Source organism: Candidatus Limnocylindria bacterium (assembly GCA_036523395.1).
Taxonomy (GTDB): Bacteria; Chloroflexota; Limnocylindria; order P2-11E; family P2-11E; genus CF-39.
Window position 1 is genome coordinate 1 of record DATDEH010000044.1, and the last position, 17,815, is coordinate 17,815.

General features: G+C 67.1%; 16 protein-coding genes. 6 read left to right on the top strand and 10 right to left on the bottom strand.

Annotated features, from left to right (window positions below; translation table 11 throughout):
- From VI056_05210 to VI056_05220, 3 genes are all read left to right on the top strand, one after another.
- The coding region (locus VI056_05210) for an alpha/beta fold hydrolase (protein ID HEY6202422.1) at nt 1-651 on the top strand (651 nt) is incomplete at its 5' end.
- Complete coding sequence (locus tag VI056_05215) at nt 648-1,916, top strand: NAD(P)-binding domain-containing protein (protein ID HEY6202423.1); 1,269 nt, start codon at nt 648-650, stop codon at nt 1,914-1,916. The genes VI056_05210 and VI056_05215, both read left to right, overlap by 4 nt.
- Entirely contained in the window at nt 1,913-2,476 is a 564-nt protein-coding gene (locus VI056_05220) for a GNAT family N-acetyltransferase (protein ID HEY6202424.1), read from the top strand. Before VI056_05215 ends, VI056_05220 begins: the two co-directional genes overlap by 4 nt.
- Here the strand turns inward: VI056_05220 and VI056_05225 are convergent, their stop codons facing one another.
- From VI056_05225 to VI056_05235, 3 genes are all read right to left on the bottom strand, one after another.
- Nucleotides 2,477-3,910, bottom strand: a complete 1,434-nt coding sequence (locus VI056_05225; protein ID HEY6202425.1) for a lipase maturation factor family protein — start codon at nt 3,908-3,910, stop codon at nt 2,477-2,479.
- Between the two features lie 25 nt (nt 3,911-3,935).
- A complete protein-coding gene (locus VI056_05230; protein ID HEY6202426.1) occupies nt 3,936-4,268 on the bottom strand; it encodes a DUF6582 domain-containing protein in 333 nt (110 codons plus the stop codon).
- A 337-nt stretch (nt 4,269-4,605) separates the two neighbouring features.
- Nucleotides 4,606-5,490, bottom strand: coding sequence for an EamA family transporter (locus tag VI056_05235; protein ID HEY6202427.1), 885 nt, complete (start codon nt 5,488-5,490; stop codon nt 4,606-4,608).
- Nucleotides 5,491-5,580: 90 nt separating this feature from the next.
- On the opposite strand from VI056_05235, the gene VI056_05240 reads away from it, so the two are divergent.
- The 3 genes from VI056_05240 to VI056_05250 all read left to right on the top strand — a co-directional run bounded on the left by VI056_05240 (nt 5,581) and on the right by VI056_05250 (nt 8,125).
- On the top strand, nt 5,581-5,877 hold the full coding sequence (locus VI056_05240) for a hypothetical protein (GenBank protein ID HEY6202428.1): 297 nt from the start codon (nt 5,581-5,583) through the stop codon (nt 5,875-5,877).
- A gap of 171 nt (nt 5,878-6,048) precedes the next feature.
- Nucleotides 6,049-6,534: a MarR family transcriptional regulator gene (locus VI056_05245; protein ID HEY6202429.1), complete on the top strand. Its 486-nt coding sequence runs from the start codon at nt 6,049-6,051 to the stop codon at nt 6,532-6,534.
- A complete protein-coding gene (locus tag VI056_05250) occupies nt 6,524-8,125 on the top strand; it encodes an MDR family MFS transporter (GenBank protein ID HEY6202430.1) in 1,602 nt (533 codons plus the stop codon). The genes VI056_05245 and VI056_05250 overlap by 11 nt, the downstream gene beginning before the upstream one ends.
- Here the strand turns inward: VI056_05250 and smpB are convergent.
- From smpB to VI056_05285, 7 genes are all read right to left on the bottom strand, one after another.
- Nucleotides 8,122-8,622 carry an SsrA-binding protein SmpB gene (smpB, locus tag VI056_05255; GenBank protein ID HEY6202431.1) on the bottom strand — a complete coding sequence of 167 codons (501 nt, stop codon included), beginning with the start codon at nt 8,620-8,622 and terminating at the stop codon, nt 8,122-8,124. The two genes, VI056_05250 and smpB, sit on opposite strands and share 4 nt — an antisense overlap.
- Before the next feature lie 344 nt (nt 8,623-8,966).
- Nucleotides 8,967-10,238, bottom strand: coding sequence for a peptidoglycan DD-metalloendopeptidase family protein (locus tag VI056_05260; GenBank protein HEY6202432.1), 1,272 nt, complete (start codon nt 10,236-10,238; stop codon nt 8,967-8,969).
- A gap of 101 nt (nt 10,239-10,339) precedes the next feature.
- The gene (locus VI056_05265) at nt 10,340-11,230 is read right to left on the bottom strand and encodes a permease-like cell division protein FtsX (GenBank protein ID HEY6202433.1); all 891 of its coding nucleotides are present in this window, start codon (nt 11,228-11,230) and stop codon (nt 10,340-10,342) included.
- Nucleotides 11,227-11,907 carry a cell division ATP-binding protein FtsE gene (gene ftsE / locus VI056_05270; protein HEY6202434.1) on the bottom strand — a complete coding sequence of 227 codons (681 nt, stop codon included), beginning with the start codon at nt 11,905-11,907 and terminating at the stop codon, nt 11,227-11,229. The genes VI056_05265 and ftsE overlap by 4 nt, the downstream gene beginning before the upstream one ends.
- A 212-nt stretch (nt 11,908-12,119) precedes the next feature.
- Nucleotides 12,120-15,098 carry a DNA gyrase subunit A gene (gene gyrA / locus VI056_05275; GenBank protein ID HEY6202435.1) on the bottom strand — a complete coding sequence of 993 codons (2,979 nt, stop codon included), beginning with the start codon at nt 15,096-15,098 and terminating at the stop codon, nt 12,120-12,122.
- Nucleotides 15,098-15,634 carry a PaaI family thioesterase gene (locus tag VI056_05280; protein ID HEY6202436.1) on the bottom strand — a complete coding sequence of 179 codons (537 nt, stop codon included), beginning with the start codon at nt 15,632-15,634 and terminating at the stop codon, nt 15,098-15,100. Before VI056_05280 ends, gyrA begins: the two co-directional genes overlap by 1 nt.
- Complete coding sequence (locus VI056_05285; protein HEY6202437.1) at nt 15,634-17,787, bottom strand: DNA topoisomerase subunit B; 2,154 nt, start codon at nt 17,785-17,787, stop codon at nt 15,634-15,636. The genes VI056_05280 and VI056_05285 overlap by 1 nt, the downstream gene beginning before the upstream one ends.
- Nucleotides 17,788-17,815 lie beyond the last annotated feature (28 nt).

Here is a 17,815-nt window from a genome sequence, read left to right on the forward strand (position 1 = left end):
CGTGGCTTCGGCGCGTCATCGGGTCGGCGCGCCTACCTCGATCGCTGGTCCCAGTACCACGACGACGTCGAAGATCAGCTGACGGCGATCCGCAATGTGTCTGAACGTCTCCCCGTCGTTCTCTACGGTCACTCGATGGGCGGCCTCATCGCGCTCGGCTATGTGCTCGCCGACGTGCCGCGGCCGCAACCGGATCTGTTGGTGCTGTCGGCGCCGGCCATCGCGGGAAGAGTCGCGCAGTGGAAACGAGGCCTCGCCGACGTGCTCGGTCGGATCGCGCCTCACATGGAGATCGCCAACGACCTGCCGCCGGGTGGCCTCTCGCACGACCCGCAGGTCGAGGTGGCGTATCGGTCCGATCCGCTCAACGTGCATCGGACGACCACGCGCCTTGGCCTCGAGCTGTTCCGCGAACAGGCGCGCGTCGAGGCTGGCCTCGAGCAGATCCGCGCGCTCCCAATGGCGACGTACGTACTTCATGGCAGCGATGACCCGATCGTGCCGGTCTCGTCGAGCGCATCGCTCGAGGGCCGTGAGAACGTGACGCGCCGCGTCTATCCCGGTCTACGGCACGAGATGCACAACGAGCCGGAGGCCTCGGCGGTCATCGACGACACCATCGCCTGGATCCTGGCGCAACTCGGCACGTGAGTCCGGCGGCGTCGCTCGAGGCGGTGGTCATCGGCGCGGGCCATGCGGGCCTCGCTGTGAGCAGGCGGCTCACCGATATCGGCATCGAGCACGTTGTGCTCGAGCGCGGCGAGATCGGAGAGACCTGGCGGACGCAGCGCTGGGATTCGTTCAGGCTCAATACGCCGAACGCGATGATCCGCCTCCCCGGCGGTCCCGAGCACGCGCGCCCGGAAGGATTCCTCGGCTGCGACGCTTGGATCGCGGAGCTGGAGACCTATGCGCGAGGGGGATCTCTGCCCGTTAAGACCCATGCGAATGTCACAGCGGTGACCGCGGACGGGAACGGCGGCTTCCTCGTCACGATCGGCAGCGACGAGACCGTTCACGCGCGAAGCGTCGTCGTCGCGTCGGGGATAGCCAACACGCAGAAGCTTCCCCCGGCGGCCGCGAAGATCGATCGACAGATCGAGGTCCTGACGACGGGGACCTACCGGCGGCCGTCGCAGCTCCCGCCCGGCCCGATCCTCGTCGTCGGCAGTGCGCAGTCGGGTTGCCAGATCGCCGAGGACCTGCTGGACGCGGGGCGCGAGGTGTACCTCGCCACCGGCACTGTCGGCCGCGCGCCGCGCCGCCTGCGTGGCCGCGACACGCTCGTATGGCTCGCCGAGTCGGGATGGATGGCGCAGCGCCCCGAGGATCTTCCCGACCCCGCCGCGATCCGGACGCCGCAGCCCCAGATCTCCGGCGTCGGACCGCGCGGTCACACGGTCAGCCTCCAGTCGCTCGCGCGCCGCGGCGTCACTCTGCTGGGGCACTTTGAGGGCGCCGATGGAACGAGACTGCGATTCGGGGACGACCTCGCAAGACATGTGCGCTCCGGCGATGAAGGCTCGGCGAAGATCCGCAAGCATGTCGACGATTACATCGCGCGTTCTGGCATCGATGCGCCTGCGTCCGATCCCGATCCGGCGGACGAGCCGGCCGATGCGGAGACCTTTCACGCGCCGACCGAGCTCGACCTCGCCGACCGCGGCGTGCATGCCGTCATCGTCTCGACGGGCTTCGGTACGGACTACTCCTGGCTGTCGGTGCCGGTCGTCGGCCCCGACGGATCGATCGCGCACCGCGAGGGACGGACGGCCGTGGACGGTCTGTTCTTCGTCGGCCTCTTGTGGATGCGGGTTCGCAGGTCCGCGATCATCGCCGGCGCGATGGACGACAGCGAGCACGTGGCGGCACAGGTCGCCGCGCGTCGCGACACCGCGCAGGCCGCGCGCCCATGACGCCTCCCGTCACCCTGCGCACCGAGCGACTCCTGCTCCGTCCGTGGCGCAGCAGCGACCGCGTGCCGTTCGCGGCCATCAACGCGGACCCGAGAGTGATGGAGCACTTCCCGAGGACCAGCACGCGTGAGGAGACCGAGACCTGGGTCGACCGGATCGTCGCGCGCATGGAGCAACAGGGCTTCGGTCTCTGGGCCGTCGAGGTGCCCGGCGCCGCGGACTTCATCGGCTTCATCGGCCTCAATCCGGCGGACGCCGTCCTCGCGCGCCCGGTGCTCGAGATCGGCTGGCGGCTCGCCGCGGAGCACTGGGGCCACGGCTACGCGACCGAGGGTGCCCGCGCATCGCTCGCCCACGCCTTCGATGTACTTGGCAGGGATGAGGTCGTCTCCTTCACGACCACCGCGAACCAGCGCTCCCGTCACGTGATGGAGAAGCTCGGTCTCGTGCGGCGGCCCGAAGACGACTTCGACCATCCGGGCGTCCCGCCGTCATGGTCCGGCCGGCGCCACGTGCTGTACCGCATCACCCGCGAGCAGTGGCGGTCGTCGCGACACTGACTACGCGGCGCGCTCCGCGCGCAGGCTCACCGGCCGCAGGTACTCGTCGACGCGCGAGCGCGCCCACCAGGCGCGCGACTCGCGCCGCTCGCGCGGCGTCGTGAACCGATAGAGGTAGAGCGTCGCGCGGACGAAGCGCGGTCGAGCGCCGGCGAACGGGTCGGTGCGCAGGAGCCGCAGCGTCGGCGGATCGGCCTCGAGCAGCTTCACCACCAGCGGCACGAACCACGGGTGATACATCGGTGAGGACATCGCGGCGAACCACATGAGCCAGTCCAGACGCAGGTGGTACGGCGCGTACTGCGGCGGCCGCCGCCGCACATCGCCCGGCTTCGCTTTGAACTCGTACTCACGCCACGTCGTGCCCGGCGTCAGGACCACTTCTTCGGTGCCTTCGATCACGATCTCGTAGCGCTCCTTCGTGATCGACCCGAAGGCGCCGTACGTGTTCACCAGATGCAGCGGATCGAAGCTCGTGTTCATGAGCTGGTGACGTGATAGGAGGTTTCGCGCGGGTCGATAGCTCAGCAGGACGATGACGATCGTGACGCCGACGACGAGCCAGGCGTGCCAGGAGTCGGTCGCGATCCAGCGCGGCTCCAGCGTGAGGACGCGTCCGAGCGCCGCATCGTCGAGGCTCGCCACCGCGAGGGTCATCGTGAGCACGTTCAGCCACGAGAAGTTGCCGCTGAGGAGCAGCCAGCTCTGCGTGACCAGGATCACGAGGCCGGCCACCGTCGCGATCGGCTGCGGGAAGAACAGGAAGAACGGCACGACGAGCTGCGCGAAGTGGTTGCCGAGGACCTCGGCGCGGTGCAGCGCCTTCGGCAGGTGGTGGAAGTACCAGGACAGCGGATTCGGCATCGGCTGCGTCTCGTGGTGGTAGTAGAGACACGTGAGATCGCGCCAGCAGCGATCGCCGCGGATCTTGATCATCCCCGCGCCGAATTCGACGCGGAAGAGGAGCCAGCGCAGGAGCCAGATGAGCGTGAGCGGCGGGGCTGTCCACGCCGGCCCCAAGAAGATCGCCAGGAAGCCGGTCTCGAGTAGGAGCGTCTCCCATCCGAACGAGTAGAAGGTCTGGCCGACGTTCACGATCGAGAGGTACAGCGCCCACAGCGCTGCCCACAGCAGCATCGTGAGCGGGATCGGCCATCCGTCGGGCAGCCCGAGCAGCGCCGCCGCGCTGAGAACCACGCCGCCCCACGCGACTGCCGCGAAGAGACGGTCCGAGTACCGGAAGTGGAAGAGGCTCGGCGAGCTGCGGAATGGAACGGCGAGCACGAATTCGGGGACCGGCAGGAGGCCGCGCTCGCCGAGTAGCGGCAAGAACTGGCGCGCCGCTACCAGGAACGCGATGAGGTAGACCGCCGCGAGCGCGCGCTGGAACACCAGGCGCGCGAGCCAGTAGTCAGGTGCGTCGAGCCCGGTCACCGGGCGTCATCATCGCTCGGCTGGGCTAGTTCCTCCGGCGGGCCGTACTCCTCTTTACGACCTTCTTGCCGCCGCGCAAGCCGCGCTTGGTGCGGACGTGCCTGAGCGAGCCTGCGCGCCGCGCGACCGAATCGTCCTTCGCGACCTCGATCCCATGGCGCTTTGCCGCCGCGAGAATTTTGCGTCGGGCCTTCTCCTTGGCGTCGACGCTCTCGAACGCGGTCTGGTTGAAGCGCGCGATCGCGTTCCGAACGTGCTCCTCGTCGTGGATCGGAAGGTGCTCGGCGCCTTCCTTGTCGACGTAAGCGAAGTTCTTGCGCGCGATGTGCTTGCGACCGGTCTCAGTGAGTTGTGACATCTTCGCCTCCTTTACCGTGTGCGCTCGCGGCCGGCGACCTCGCTCTCGCGGCCGGCCTCGTCGGTCGGACGAGACGGCTCGGCCATGGGCGCGGTCTCCCTTTCGGTCACCGGGAAGAGATGGCTACCCGCCGGAAAGCCCGAAACGGTCGGCGCGACCCACTCCGCCGGTGGCGCGGCGTAGTCGGCTGACTCGTAGTGCGCCAGCTCGTCAAGCTCGTGTTTGCTGATGTTCAGAACGATGTCGTTGCGATCGCGTGCTTCACGTGTCCGGCGTCGTGGCCGTCATTGGGCCTTACCGTGGCTGCGTGGTAGATGGGCATGGCGTCCTCCCGCGACTACTTCGCGACTGCCGCCTTTCCCGCATAGCGAGTGCCAGCCCACGGCTGCAGCGCGACGATGACCGCGATCAGGACGACCACCGCACCGATGTAGGACTCCGGCGAGCGCTGCTCCTGCTTCGCGACGGCGCCGAGGATCACGGCCAGCACCGGCACCACAACGCCGACCATGCTCGCGTTCGTGACCGACCAGTGCTGGACGAGCCAGGTATAGAGGACGTACGCGCCGAGCGACCCGGCGAGCGTGAGATAGACGATCGGCCACCATCCCGCGAAGGTCGTCGGGAGGGCGTGATCCTCTCTCAGGGCGAGGCTCACGACGGCGCAGACCACGAAGCCGATCGCGGCACCGACCGCGTTCGCCGCGAACGCCGATGGCTGAGGTGCTCGCTTCAGGAACACGCTGGAGAGCGACGCCGCCGTCGCGGCGAGGAAGACCGCGACCAGGCCTTCCACCGGAACGTCCAGCTTCAGCTCGCCGGCGAAGATGATCGCCACTCCGAGGATGGCCACGACCGCGGCGAGGATCTTTCGCGGTACCAGGCGCTCCACACCCAACGCCGCTGCGATGAGCGCCGTCGAGAGCGGCACGGTCGCGTAGAGGACCGCGGCGATCCCGCTCGGCACAACGCGCTCACCCCAGTAAAGAAGCGACAGGTTCATGCCGAAGTTGAAGAACCCGAACAGGAGCGCGCCGCGGAGCGCGGGTCCTCGCGGGAAGTGCTGTCGGGTCGCGAAGACGAGTCCGGCGAGGAGCGGCGCGGCGAGCGCCAGGCGGATCGTCGCGGCCCAGACCGGCGGCACGGCCTCGTTGCCGATGCGGATCGCGAGGAAGGTGCTGCCCCAGATGAGGCAGCAGCCGATAAAGACGAGATACGGCATCGTCCGACCATATTCGCCCACGCCTCATTTGAACGCCGCTTGGCCGGGCGCTGTGAGACGGTATCCTCCCAAACATTCCGGGAGGTCACGATGCAGGAAGCCATGCGCCGCCTCGACGCGCTCACCCAAAAGCTGATCGAAGCCGACCAATCGGGTGCTGGCTTCGAGCCCATTGACGCCGCACACGAGCTCGGCAAGATCCGGCAGCTTCTCGCACAGGCTCCTGCCGTCATCCCCGCCACGGGCGGCCAGCACCATTTCCGCTGCGAGTCGTGCGGCACGATCACGCACGGCGCCGCGGCACCGCTGAAATGCGCGCAGTGCGGCGGCAAGACGTTCTTCTCTGCCGACCTCGAGCAGCCTGCCGTCGAGTCCGCCGGCGGCTAGAGCGCCCTCACGGCTAGCGCGCTTCGTTAGAAGAGATACGTTCAGCGAGGTTGACGCCAGACCCTATGGGCGGCGATACTTCGGCTTCCGAACTATTCAGGGACCGAAGGAACTGTGACAAAGATTACACCCAACGACGACCTCTCTCTAGCGCGTGCTGTCCTCGCGGTCATGCCGCGATTCGGCCGTGTCGCGTGGCAGGCTGCACAGGACTGCCGCATGACCTCCCCCGAGCGCGGCCGCCTGCTCTGGGTCATCGGTGACAAGTCGGTGCGCGCCGGCCTTGTCGCGCAGCAGCTGAAGCTCAGCGCGGGCGCGGTCACCGAGCTTGTCGAGATCCTGGTCCGCGAGGGCCTGGTGCGGCGCGAGACGGATCCGGATGATCGCCGCGCCGTCGTGCTATCGCTGACCGCCGAGGGTCGTCGCGTTTGCGAGCGTTACGAGCTCGCCGCTTCGGCCGCTCTCGCGCAGGTGCTCGGTCGGCTCACGCCGCCGCAGCGGCGCCGAATGCGCGCCACGTTCGCGGATCTCAACGCGGCCTTCGCCGCGGCGGACGGGGCGACTCCGAAGGTCCTCCGCCGCCCATTCATCGCTTCTTCATCATCCCGGCGCAGCGTGCGCCGCATCACCCACAAGGAGAACGCAGGTGCCCGCTGAGATGGACCGCACTGCCCGCATCCTCGCGTCGGTCGGGGTCGGCCTCGCCCTGTTCCTCGCTGCGCTCGACCAGACCATCGTGGGGACGGCGCTCCCGCGCATCGTGGGAGAGCTCAATGGACTCGAGTACTTCGCCTGGGTCGCGACGGCGTACATGGTCACGTCGACCACGATGACCCCGATCGCCGGCAAGCTCGGTGATCTCTTCGGCCGCAAGCCATTCCTGCTCGCGGGCATGATCGGATTCGTCCTCGCATCGGCGCTCTGCGGCCAAGCGCAGGACATGATGGAGCTCGTCATCTTCCGCGGGATCCAGGGCATTTTTGGCGGCGTGCTCTTCGCGAGCGTGTTCGCCTCCATCGCCGATCTGTTCCCGCCGCGGACCCGCGCGCGGATCCAGGGCCTCTTCGGCGGCGTTTTCGGCATCGCGTCCGTGGTCGGGCCGACACTCGGTGGCTACCTCACCGATAACGTCGGCTGGCGCTGGGTCTTCTACGTGAACATCCCCGTCGGCATCCTCGCGGTGGCGGTCGTGTTCCTCACCATGCCGCGTACCAAGCACGACGCGTCGTGGCGCGACATCGACTTCCTGGGCGCTGGCCTGCTCGCCGCGACGTTGGTGCCTCTCCTGGTCGGCTTCTCGATCACGCGCGACCACGACTTCGGCTCGCGCGAGGTGCTCGGGCTCATCGGCTTCGCCGCCGCGATGGCGGTGGTCTTCTTCATCGTCGAGCAGCGCGTCGCGCACCCCATCGTTCCGTTCGTGCTCTTCAAGAACGTCACGTTCGCCGTGTCCTCGATCACCGGATTCCTCGTCGCGTTCGGCATGTTCGGGGCGATCGTCTACATCGGCCTCGTGTATCAGGGCGTGCTGGGCATCGGGGCCACGAACTCCGGTCTGCTGGCAACGCCGATGATGGTCGGCCTCGTCGGCGCCAGCCTTCTGACCGGGCAGCTGATGACCCGCATCACGCGCTACCGGTACCTCGGGACCATCGGGCTGATGATCATGGTCCTCGGCTTGTACGGTCTCGCGCAGGTGCGCGTCGGAACGCCCGAGATCGATGTCGTTCGGGATCTGATCATGGTCGGCATCGGGCTCGGCGTGTCGATGCCCCTGTACATCAACGCGACCCAGAGCGCGCTCCCGCGCGAGTACCTGGGCGTGGCGACGAGCCAGATCCAGTTCTGGCGGAACGTCGGCGGAACCGTCGGGGTGGCGATCCTCGGCGCTGTCGTGTCACACGAGCTTCCCCAGCGGATCCAGGCGCAGGTGGCGGCGCTGAACCTGCCGCCTCAGATCTCCGCGTCCCTGCCGAGCGGCGGGAGCGCCCAGGCGATCTTCGATCCCGTGAAGATCGCCGCCACCAAGGCAGCGCTGCCGCCGCAGGTCCAGCTGCTCTTCGATCAGGTCCTCGAGGCGATCCGCAGCGCGCTCGCGCTTTCGCTCCACGATGTGTTCATCTACGCCGCGGCAGTCGTGAGCGTTGCCGTCGTTGCGTCGCTCTTCCTCAAGGAAGTGCCGCTCAAGGCCCGCGAGAGGCCGAGCACCGAAGAAGTTCGTGAGGGCGCGCCCGCTTTCGGCGACTAGATCCTGCGACGGGTGGCCGCCTGCATCTCGCGGGCGGCCTCCCGTTCCTTGATCACCTGACGTTTCTCGTAGCGCTTCTTGCCACGTGCGAGGCCGATCTCGACCTTCGCACGGCCGTGCTTGGTGTACATGCGTAGCGGGACGAGTGTGTAGCCCTTCTGCGAGACCGCGCCCGCGAGCTGGGCGATCTCCTCCTTGTGCATGAGGAGCTTTCTCGGGCGAAGGGGCTCGTGGTTGTCATGCGCCGCATGCGTCCACGGAGCGATATGCACGTTCCTGAGCCACGCCTGCCCCTTCTCGATGAGCGCGTAGCCGTCGCGCAGGTTCACGTGTCCAGCGCGCATCGACTTGATCTCCGTGCCGGTGAGGGCGATCCCCGCCTCGATGCGATCCTCGATCGAGTAGTCGAAGAGGGCCTTGCGATTGTCGGCGAGCTGAAGATCGCGCGGCTTCTTTTCCGTCGCGGCGACCGCGGGTGGTGATCTGCGATCGGGCATTCGCAGAGCCTACAGAGAGGAAAAAAGAGACAGCGGCGGCATTTCTGCCGCCGCTGTCACCGGGTCTCCAAAGACCGCGGGTTAGTTCGCGATCACCTCAACTGGTTTCATTACGAAAGGCCGAAGTGAGCACCCCTGGGTCTTTGGTTTCCCATAGGCATCACCCACTCCACATCACCTCCTTTCTTTCGCCATCCATGCTCACACGCGCGCCAAGGCGCCGTCAATGTGAGGTAAGTCGCAATAGGCGCGACCGAGCCGGATTCACTCCGGCGACGGAGCAACCACCAGCCCTGAGCCTCAGCGAGGAGCGGAGGCGAGCGCCGACGCTACGAGCTGGTTGTTCAGGGGAGGTAGGGGCGCGGGTTGACTGCCTGTCCGTTCACGATCGTCATGAAGTGGCAGTGCGGACCGGTGGTCCAGCCCGTCATGCCGACATAACCGATGACCGTGCCGGCTGCGACGAACTGCCCGACTTTGACCGGCGGCCAGCGGCTGTCGTCGAGGTGGCCGTAGAGCGTCGAGAAGTTGTAGCCGTGCGCGATGATCACGACGACCGCGGTGTCGCCGTACGCCACGTAGGGGCGACCGACGGTGACGACCTGGCCCGATGAGGCGGCGCGGATCGGCGTGTACATCGGAGCGGCGATGTCGATGCCATTGTGGAAGCCGCCCCAGCGCGGGCCGAAGCCAGAGGTGATGGGGCCGACCAGTGGCCACATCGCGAGCTTCGATCCATTGAATGCGCCGAGGCCGCTCTTCGAGGCCAGCTGCGACGCGAGCTGGGTGTATTGCGCTTCGGCCTGCTCGAGCTTTCGGTTGAGGTCAGCGGTCTCGCGGTTCGCCGCGGCGACGGCGCCGACGGCCTGATTCTTGTTCCGCGCCGCGTCGGCGCGCGCCGCATCGGTCTGCTCGAGCGCGGTCTGCATCTCGGCGATGAGCTGGTCGTACTTCGCCTTGTCGGCCGCCAGACCCTCGCGCTGCGTCGAGATCTGCTCCTGAAGGCCGAGGATCTCGCGCTGCTTGCCCGACGCGTCTGCGAGCTTCGTCGCCGTGTCGGCGCGCAGGCTGCGGATCTCGTTCGCGAGCTGCTGGTCCTGACGGTTCACGAAGATCATCTGCTGGACGCGGTTCGCGAATTCCGTGAGCGTGTGCGACGACAGGAGCATCTCCAGCGGGCTGATGAGCGCCTGCCGGTACGTGACGACGAGATGCTTCGCGTAGAGGTCTTCACGCGCGACGAGCTGGCGCTGCTGTTCCGCGGCTTGCGCATTCAGCGAGTCCGCCAGCGCTTTCGTCTCATCGAGCTGGAAGGAGACGAGGGCGAGCTGCTCTTCCGCGATCTGGATCTCGTAACCGAGCGCCTCGGCCTCGTTCTGCGCCGACGCCTGCTTCTCCGCTAGATCCGCGATGCGGGAGTTCGCGGAGTCCACCGCAGCCTGGAACTGGTTCGCGGCCGCCTTGTAGCGCTCGGCGTTCTGGCGCGAGACCGCGACCGCACGCTCGAGCGCCTCTTTGCGGCGCAGCGCTTCTTGGAGTGGGTCGTCTGCGGAGGCGGGGATCTGCTGGCCAACGAGCAGAGCAACGGCCGCCAGCGCGACGACGGTCGCACGCAATCCGCTCTTCCTCCACCCACCTCCCCGGCCATCCCGGGGAGCTCCCATGACGGGGGCATGGTCCCACCCTGGGTCGCTGGCGGTCAAGACGCGACGCAGTTTCATTTGGCGAGGTGGGAGCGCACCGACAGTGTCGCCCCTCCCGCGCCCACGAGGAGCGCCACGCCCAGCACGCTCGCGGCGAGCTGGAATGCGAACTGGGGACCAAGAGAGATCGGCAGCGTGACGAGGAAATCGAGCATCGCGCCGGTCACGGGCCCCGAGGCCGCGAACACGATGGAGAGCGCCACGACGGCACCGAGCGCGCCGACCAGCATGCCCTCGAGGATGAACGGCCAGCGCACGAACCAGTCGGAGGCGCCGACGAGCTGCATGATCTCGATCTCGTCGCGGCGCGCGTGCACAGCGATGCGGATCGTGTTCACGATCACGAAGAGCGCAACGAACAGCATCATCGCGAGGATCGCCACGCCGCCCACCGACAGGACGCGAGTGATCGTGAGCAGCTGGTCGACGACCTGCGGATTGTCGATGACGTCGGCGACCACGCCGCCGCCGATCTCGGCGCGCAGCTCGTCACCGACTCGTTTGGCCTGGCGCGCATCGCTCAGCTTGATCTCGAGCGACGCCGGCAGCAGGTTCGCGTCCACGTTGGCGAGAACGAAATCCTTGCGGCGCTCGCTGATGTCCTGGAGGCGCTTCAGGGCCTGCTCCCTCGTGACGTACTCGACGCGCGACACCGCAGGGTCGCCCTCGATGCGTGCCTTGAGCGCGAGGATCTCCGACACCTTCGCGTTGTCGTCGAGGAAGGATGCGAGCTCGACCTTCGACTCGAGCACACCCACCGCGGCCTGCAGACCCCGGTCGGCCGTGAGGAAGAACGCGAAGAGCAACAGCATCAGCGTGACCGTGAATGTCGAGGCAAGGCTCATGACCGGGTTGCGCCAGAAGCCCTGACCCGCGGCGCTGAGAACGTAACCGAGGCGTCTCATGCCGCGTACAGACCTTCGCGCTCGTCGCGCACGACCATGCCGTGATCGAGATGCACGACGCGACGGCGGAGCGCGTTGACGATCTCGGCGTTGTGCGTGGCCATGACCAGCGTCGTCCCGAGCTCATTCACGCGGGTCAGCAGCTTGATGATCTCCCAGCTCGTGACGGGGTCGAGGTTGCCGGTGGGCTCGTCGGCGATGAGGATGCGCGGCCGGTTCACGAGCGCGCGCGCGATGGCGGTGCGCTGCTGCTCGCCGCCGGAGAGCTGGCTCGGAAAGTGATCGCGACGCGCGGTGAGGCCGACGAGAGACAGAGCGCGCTCGGTCTCTTCCCGCACGAGGCGGCCTTCATGGCCGGTGACGATGAGAGCGAACGCGACGTTCTCGGCGACGGTCTTGCGTGGCAGGAGCTTGAAGTCCTGGAACACGACGCCGACCTTGCGGCGCAGGCGATGCACGCGCGAGCGCGGCATGCGTCCCACGTCCTCGCCGTCCACGACGACGCGACCGGTCGTGGCGAGCTCCTCGCGGATCACGAGACGGATCAGCGTGGACTTGCCGGCGCCGGAGGCACCGACGAGGAAGATGAAGTCGCCGGAGTCGACGCGCAGGTCGACGTCGCGCAGTGCGAATGTCCCGTTCGGGTAGCGCTTGCTGACGTCGTCTAGCGCGATCAACCCGATGCCTTCCCTCTCAAGAGCCCGGTCCCGTGGCGCCTGCCTGCTCGTTCTGATGGACAGGCGACACCACGACCCAGAGCTGTCGGGGAGACCATATCGGGCTGCATGCGTCGAAACAACGGCCAAATGGGCGCAATTGGTACTGCTGCGACCGAATTCGTACGCGTGATTGAAAGGTCCGGGAGGCTGCGCCAGTGTGGCTGTCGGAGCTATTTCACAGGGAGCTGCGTCTGGGTCGGCCGTGTCGTCGTGAACGTGGCGATGGACGCGATCTTGGCGTCGCCGGTGGTCATCACCTTCACGCCCATCGTAGGCCGGCCGAGGACGCGGATCTGGTCGAGCGGGGTGCGGATCACGACGCCGGTCGTGGAGATCAGGAGGATCTCCTGACTCCCCTCGTCGACCATCTGCATCGCTGCGACGTCGCCGGTCTTCGGGCCGAGCGACGCCAGAATGACACCCTGGCCGCCGCGTCCCTGGGTCGGGAACTCGTCGACGGAGGTGCGCTTGCCGTAGCCGTTCTCCGTCACCGACAGGACCTCGGTGCGCTGGCGCGCGATACCCATGCCGACGACCTCGTCGCCCTTCTTCAGGCGGATGCCGGTCACGCCCTGCGTCGACCGGCCCATCGGACGGGCGTCGGAGGCCTTGAACGAGATGCCCTTGCCCTTGCGCGTGGCGAGGATCACGCGGTCGTCCTTCGCGCAGGCCGCCACCCACGCGAGCTCGTCGCCCTTGCGGAGCGCGATCGCGATGAGCCCGGCGCGGCGAACGGTCGCGTACTCCGAGAGTGCGGTCTTCTTCACGAAGCCCCTGCGCGTCGACATCATCAGGAACTCAGCTGAGGTCGTGTCGCGCAGCGCGACGAGCGCCGAGACGCGCTCGCCCTGCTGCATGGCCTCGAGGATGTTCTGGATCGGCGTCCCCTTCGCGGTCCGACTGGCGTCCGGCAGCTCATAGACCTTGAGCGCGAAGACACGCCCGCGATCGGTGAACACGTACAGCTTGTCGTGGTTGCGCGCGATGACGAGGTGTTGGACGTCGTCCTCGTCGCGTGTCTGCATCCCGATGACGCCGCGGCCGCCGCGGTGCTGCGCGCGATACGTCGATAGCGGCATGCGCTTGGCGTAGTTGCGGCTCGACAGCGTGATGACGACGTCCTCGTCGGCCACGAGCTGCTCGTCGGTGAACTGGCCGGGAACGTCGTCGCGGATCTCGGTGCGGCGGTCGTCTCCGTAGGACTCGGCCAGCGAGGCAAGGTCGGCCTTGATGAGTGCGAGGATCTTCCGCGGGCTCGCCAGGATCGACTCGAGCTCCGCGATCAGCTTGATCGTCGCCTCGTACTCCTGGTCGATCTTGTCGCGCTCCAAGCCGGATAGGCGGCGGAGCTGCATCTCCAGGATCGCCTTGGCCTGGGCCTCGGAGAGGCCGAATCCTTCGCGGAGCTTGCCGATGAGGAGCAGCTCCTGGCCCTTGTGTGCGCGGATGAGCTTGATGATCGCGTCGATGTTGTCGTGCGCGATCTTGAATCCCTCGAGGATGTGGGCGCGCTCCTTCGCCTTCGTAAGGTCGAACTCGGTCCGCCGGCGGATGACCTCGCGGCGGTAGTCGACGTGGTGCTGCAGGACCTCCTTGAGCGAGAGGACACGCGGTCCCTGGTCGACGAGCGCGAGCATGTTCAGGTTGAAGGCGGACTGCATCGCTGTGTGCTTGAACAGGTTGTTCAGCACGCGGTCGGCGGAGTCGTCGCGCTTCACCTCGATCACCACGCGCATGCCTTCGCGGTCGCTCTCGTCCCGGATGTCGCTGATGCCCTGCAGCTTCTTGTTCTGCACGAGCTCGGCGATCTTCTCGATGAGTGAGGCCTTGTTGACCGCGTACGGTAGCTCGCTGACGACGATCGCCTCGCGTCCACCCTTCATGTCCTCTTTGTGGGCCCTTGCGCGCATGACGATGCGACCGCGGCCATTCGCGTACGCGCGGCGGATGCCGTCGATGCGCTCGGACTTGCCGGTCTCGACGTTCTTCTCTTCCTCGAAGCGATAGATGATCCCGCCGCCGGGGAAGTCGGGTCCCAGGATCGTCTCGCACAGATCGTCGTTCGTGAGGTCGGGGTCATCGATGAGACGCTGTGTCGCCGCGACGACCTCTCGCAGGTTGTGCGGCGGTATGTTCGTCGCCATGCCGACGGCGATCCCGGCGGAGCCGTTCACGAGAAGGTTCGGCAGCCGCGCCGGGAGCACCGTGGGCTGCTGGTGGCGGTTGTCGTAGTTCGGGATGAAGTCAACGGTGTTCTTCTCGATGTCCGCGAGGATCTCGGCGCTGACGGCCGCGAGGCGCGCCTCGGTGTAGCGCGACGCGCCGGGCGGGTCGTCGTCGATCGAGTTGTGGACGAAGATCCCCGCCGCCAGCGCGAAGTTCTGCGTGAGGTCGACCGTCAGGTCGTACACGTCGGCGCGGCCGGCCGGCTCGACCTTCGCGACCTTCTGCCCCAGGCTCGCTGGAATCGGGAACGCGCCGGTCCGATGGAGCCGCTCGGGGATCGAGGAGCGCGCGAACGGCATGAGCTGGTCCTTCGGCTTGAGCTGCTGCGCCTCGCGATACGTCCCGTCACGGAGCATGAAGCGGTGGTCCGGCGTGCAGACGACCTCCGCTCCGGCCTCGAGCGTGACCTTCACGACGGGGTCGTTGCGGCGGACGAGACGCGGCGCGCGCATCGGCTTGATGCGCACGTTGCGGTGCGCGTCGACGGTGAAGACGTCGACACGCGCGCCGCGGTGCGCCATGTCGACGAGCTCGGCCAAGGTCTTCTGCTCGCCGTTGTACAGCTCGACCTTCGTGTCGCCGGCGAAGCAGCCGAAGTTCCCCTGGCCCTGCACCAGCGGGTAGCGCGCGGCGAAGTCCTGCGCGAGGCGCACGAGCGCGTCATAGATCGGCACGTCGCCGTGGGGGTGGTACTTCCCCATCACCTCGCCGACGATGGCCGCGCACTTTCGGTACGGCCGATCGTTTCGCAGGCCCATCTCGTGCATGCCGTAGAGGATCCGCCGCTGAACAGGCTTCAGCCCGTCGCGGACATCGGGCAGCGCGCGCGCGACGATGACGCTCATCGAGTAGTCGAGGTACGCCTTGCGCATCTCGTCCTCGAGATCGGCGCCGATCACGCGGTCGTCCCCTGGTTGCTGCATCACGTCCGCAGGTGCTCCCTCTTCCCGTTCTGCTCGACCCGCTCTCGCTCGACCGCGTCGCGCACGCGCGCGAAGGCTTCATCGGTACCCGAGTAGCGCAGCGCGAGCTCGCGACGACGATCCTCCGGCATCACGAGGAACGTCGCGTCCGCCTCGGCGAGCACGGCGCCGTCGCTCGCGCGCGACACGGTCCCGTGCGTCTCGATCGCCCGGCTGCGCTTGCGAGCGACCTCACCCACGACACGCAGCTCTTCGCCCACCGGCACGGGCTGCCGGAACGTGACGTTGATTCGCGCGGTCACGCCCCAGATGCCCTGATGGAAGATCGCCCAGCCCATCGTCTCGTCAAGCAGCGCCGTGACGATGCCGCCGTGCACCGTGCCGTCGTATCCCTCGTGCTGCCGCTGCGGCGTGAACTGCGTCTCGGCGCGGTCGCGTGACACGTCGAAGTCGAGGTGCAGGCCAGACTCGTTGCGGCGGCCGCAGGCAAAGCACCAGTGCTCGAAGTCGATGCCGAGCTCCGACAGTCGCGCCACTAGATATCGAGCTCGGCTTTGGACGCGTTGGCCATGATCCACTTCTTGCGCCCCTCGACCTCGGTGCCCATGAGCTCGTCGAACGCGAAGTCGGCCTGCTCGGCATCCTCCAACGTCACACGCTTCAGGGTGCGCGTGAGCGGGTTGAGGGTGGTGTCCCAGAGCTGTTCGGCGTTCATCTCCGCGAGGCCCTTGTACCGGGAGATCGCGGGCTCGCGACCGCCCTTGCCGTCGTCGGTGCCCTCGTCGGTCGACGTCTCGGCGTTCTCGCCGTCGGCGGCGCCGTTTCCGTCCGCCGCGGGCTGCGCGGTGCGACGCCGGCCCTTCACCGGCTTTTCCTCTTCAGCCTCGCCCTTCTCAGTGCGCTTGTCGCGCTTCGCTTTCGCGAGCGCCTTGAGCTCCTTGATCGCCTTGTCGCGCTGGTTGTCGGAGTACGCCCAGCGCACTTCCTTCCCGAGTTGCAGCCGGTACAGCGGCGGCTGGCCGATGTAGATGCGGCCCTCATCCACCAGTGGACGGAAGTGCCGGTAGAGCAGGGTGAGCAGGAGAGTGCGGATGTGCGCGCCGTCAACGTCCGCGTCGGCGAGCAGGATCGTTTTTCCGTAACGCAGCTTCTTCGCGTCGAAGTACTCGCCGATGCCGGTGCCCAGCGCGACGATGAGCGCCTTGATCTCCTCATTGCCGAGCATCTTGTCGGCGCGCGCCTTCTCGACGTTCAGGATCTTGCCGCGCAGGGGAAGGATCGCCTGGAATCGCCGGTCGCGGCCCGACTTCGCGTTGCCACCGGCGGACACGCCCTCGACGATGATGAGTTCGCTCTTCTCCGGATCGCGCTCCTGGCAGTCGGCGAGCTTCCCCGGCAGTGAGAAGCCATCGAGCGCGCCCTTTCGCAGGACGAGGTCGCGCGCCTTGCGGGCGGCCTCACGCGCGCGGAACGCCGTGAGGCACTTGTCGACGATCTTGCGCGCATCCGGCGGGTTCTCCTCGAGGTACTGACCGAGCGCGTCGTTCACCGCGGCGGCGACCTGCCCCGCAACCTCGGCGTTCCCGAGGCGCGTCTTGGTCTGACCTTCGAACTGCGGCTCTTTGATCTTCACGCTGATGACGGCAGTGAGGCCCTCGCGAACGTCGTCCGCTGTGAGATTGGGGTCGGCGTCCTTCAACTGGCCGTTCTTGCGGGCGTAGGCGTTGATCGTTCGCGTGAGCGCGGTGCGGAAGCCGGTGAGGTGTGCGCCTCCGTCGATCGTGTTGATGTTGTTCGCGAACGTGTAGACCTTCTCGACGAAGCTGTCGTTGTACTGCAGGGCCACCTCGACGACCGTGTCGTTCTCGTACGTCTTCTCGGCGTAGACGGGCTTCGAGTGCAGTGCCTGGTGCGACCGATTCAGGTGTCGGACGAACGAGATGATGCCGCCGTCGAAGTAGTAATTCGCCTCGGTGTCGTTCCGCTCGTCGCGGAGCGCGAGGAAAAGGCCCTTGTTCAGATAGCCCGTCTCGCGCAGCCACTGCTCGACGATCGCGACATCCCACTCGATGATCGGGAACACGTCTGGGTCGGGCGTGAATCGGGTGATCGTGCCTGTGAGCCGCGGCTCTTTCCATTCGATGCTCGGCGGCGGGGGCAGCTGCGGCTTCGCGACGGTCTTCACCGGCCCGGTGGGTTTGCCCCGCGCGTAGGTCTGCGTCCAGACCTTGCCCTCGCGGTGGACTTCGACGACAAGCTCAGTCGACAGCGCGTTCACGACCGAGACACCCACCCCGTGCAGTCCACCCGAGACCTTGTAGCCGGCGCCACCGAACTTTCCGCCGGCGTGGAGGATCGTGTGCACGACCTCGAGTGCGGACTTGCCGGTCTGCTGTTGCTTGTCGACCGGGATGCCGCGGCCGTTGTCCGCGACCGTGATGTCGTTCGACTTATGGATCCACACATCGATGCGATCGCACGTGCCGTTCATGGCTTCGTCGATCGAGTTGTCGAGCACCTCACGCACCAGGTGATGCAGACCACGGATGTCGGTCGTGCCGATGTACATGCCGGGGCGGCGGCGTACCGCCTCGAGGCCTTCCAGGACCTGGATGTCTTTCGCGCTGTACGACGCGGGCGGCTTGTTGCCGTTTCCGGCGACGGTCTTGTCGCCGTTCTTGGTCTTCACGCCTTCATCGTCTTTCTTGACCGGCACT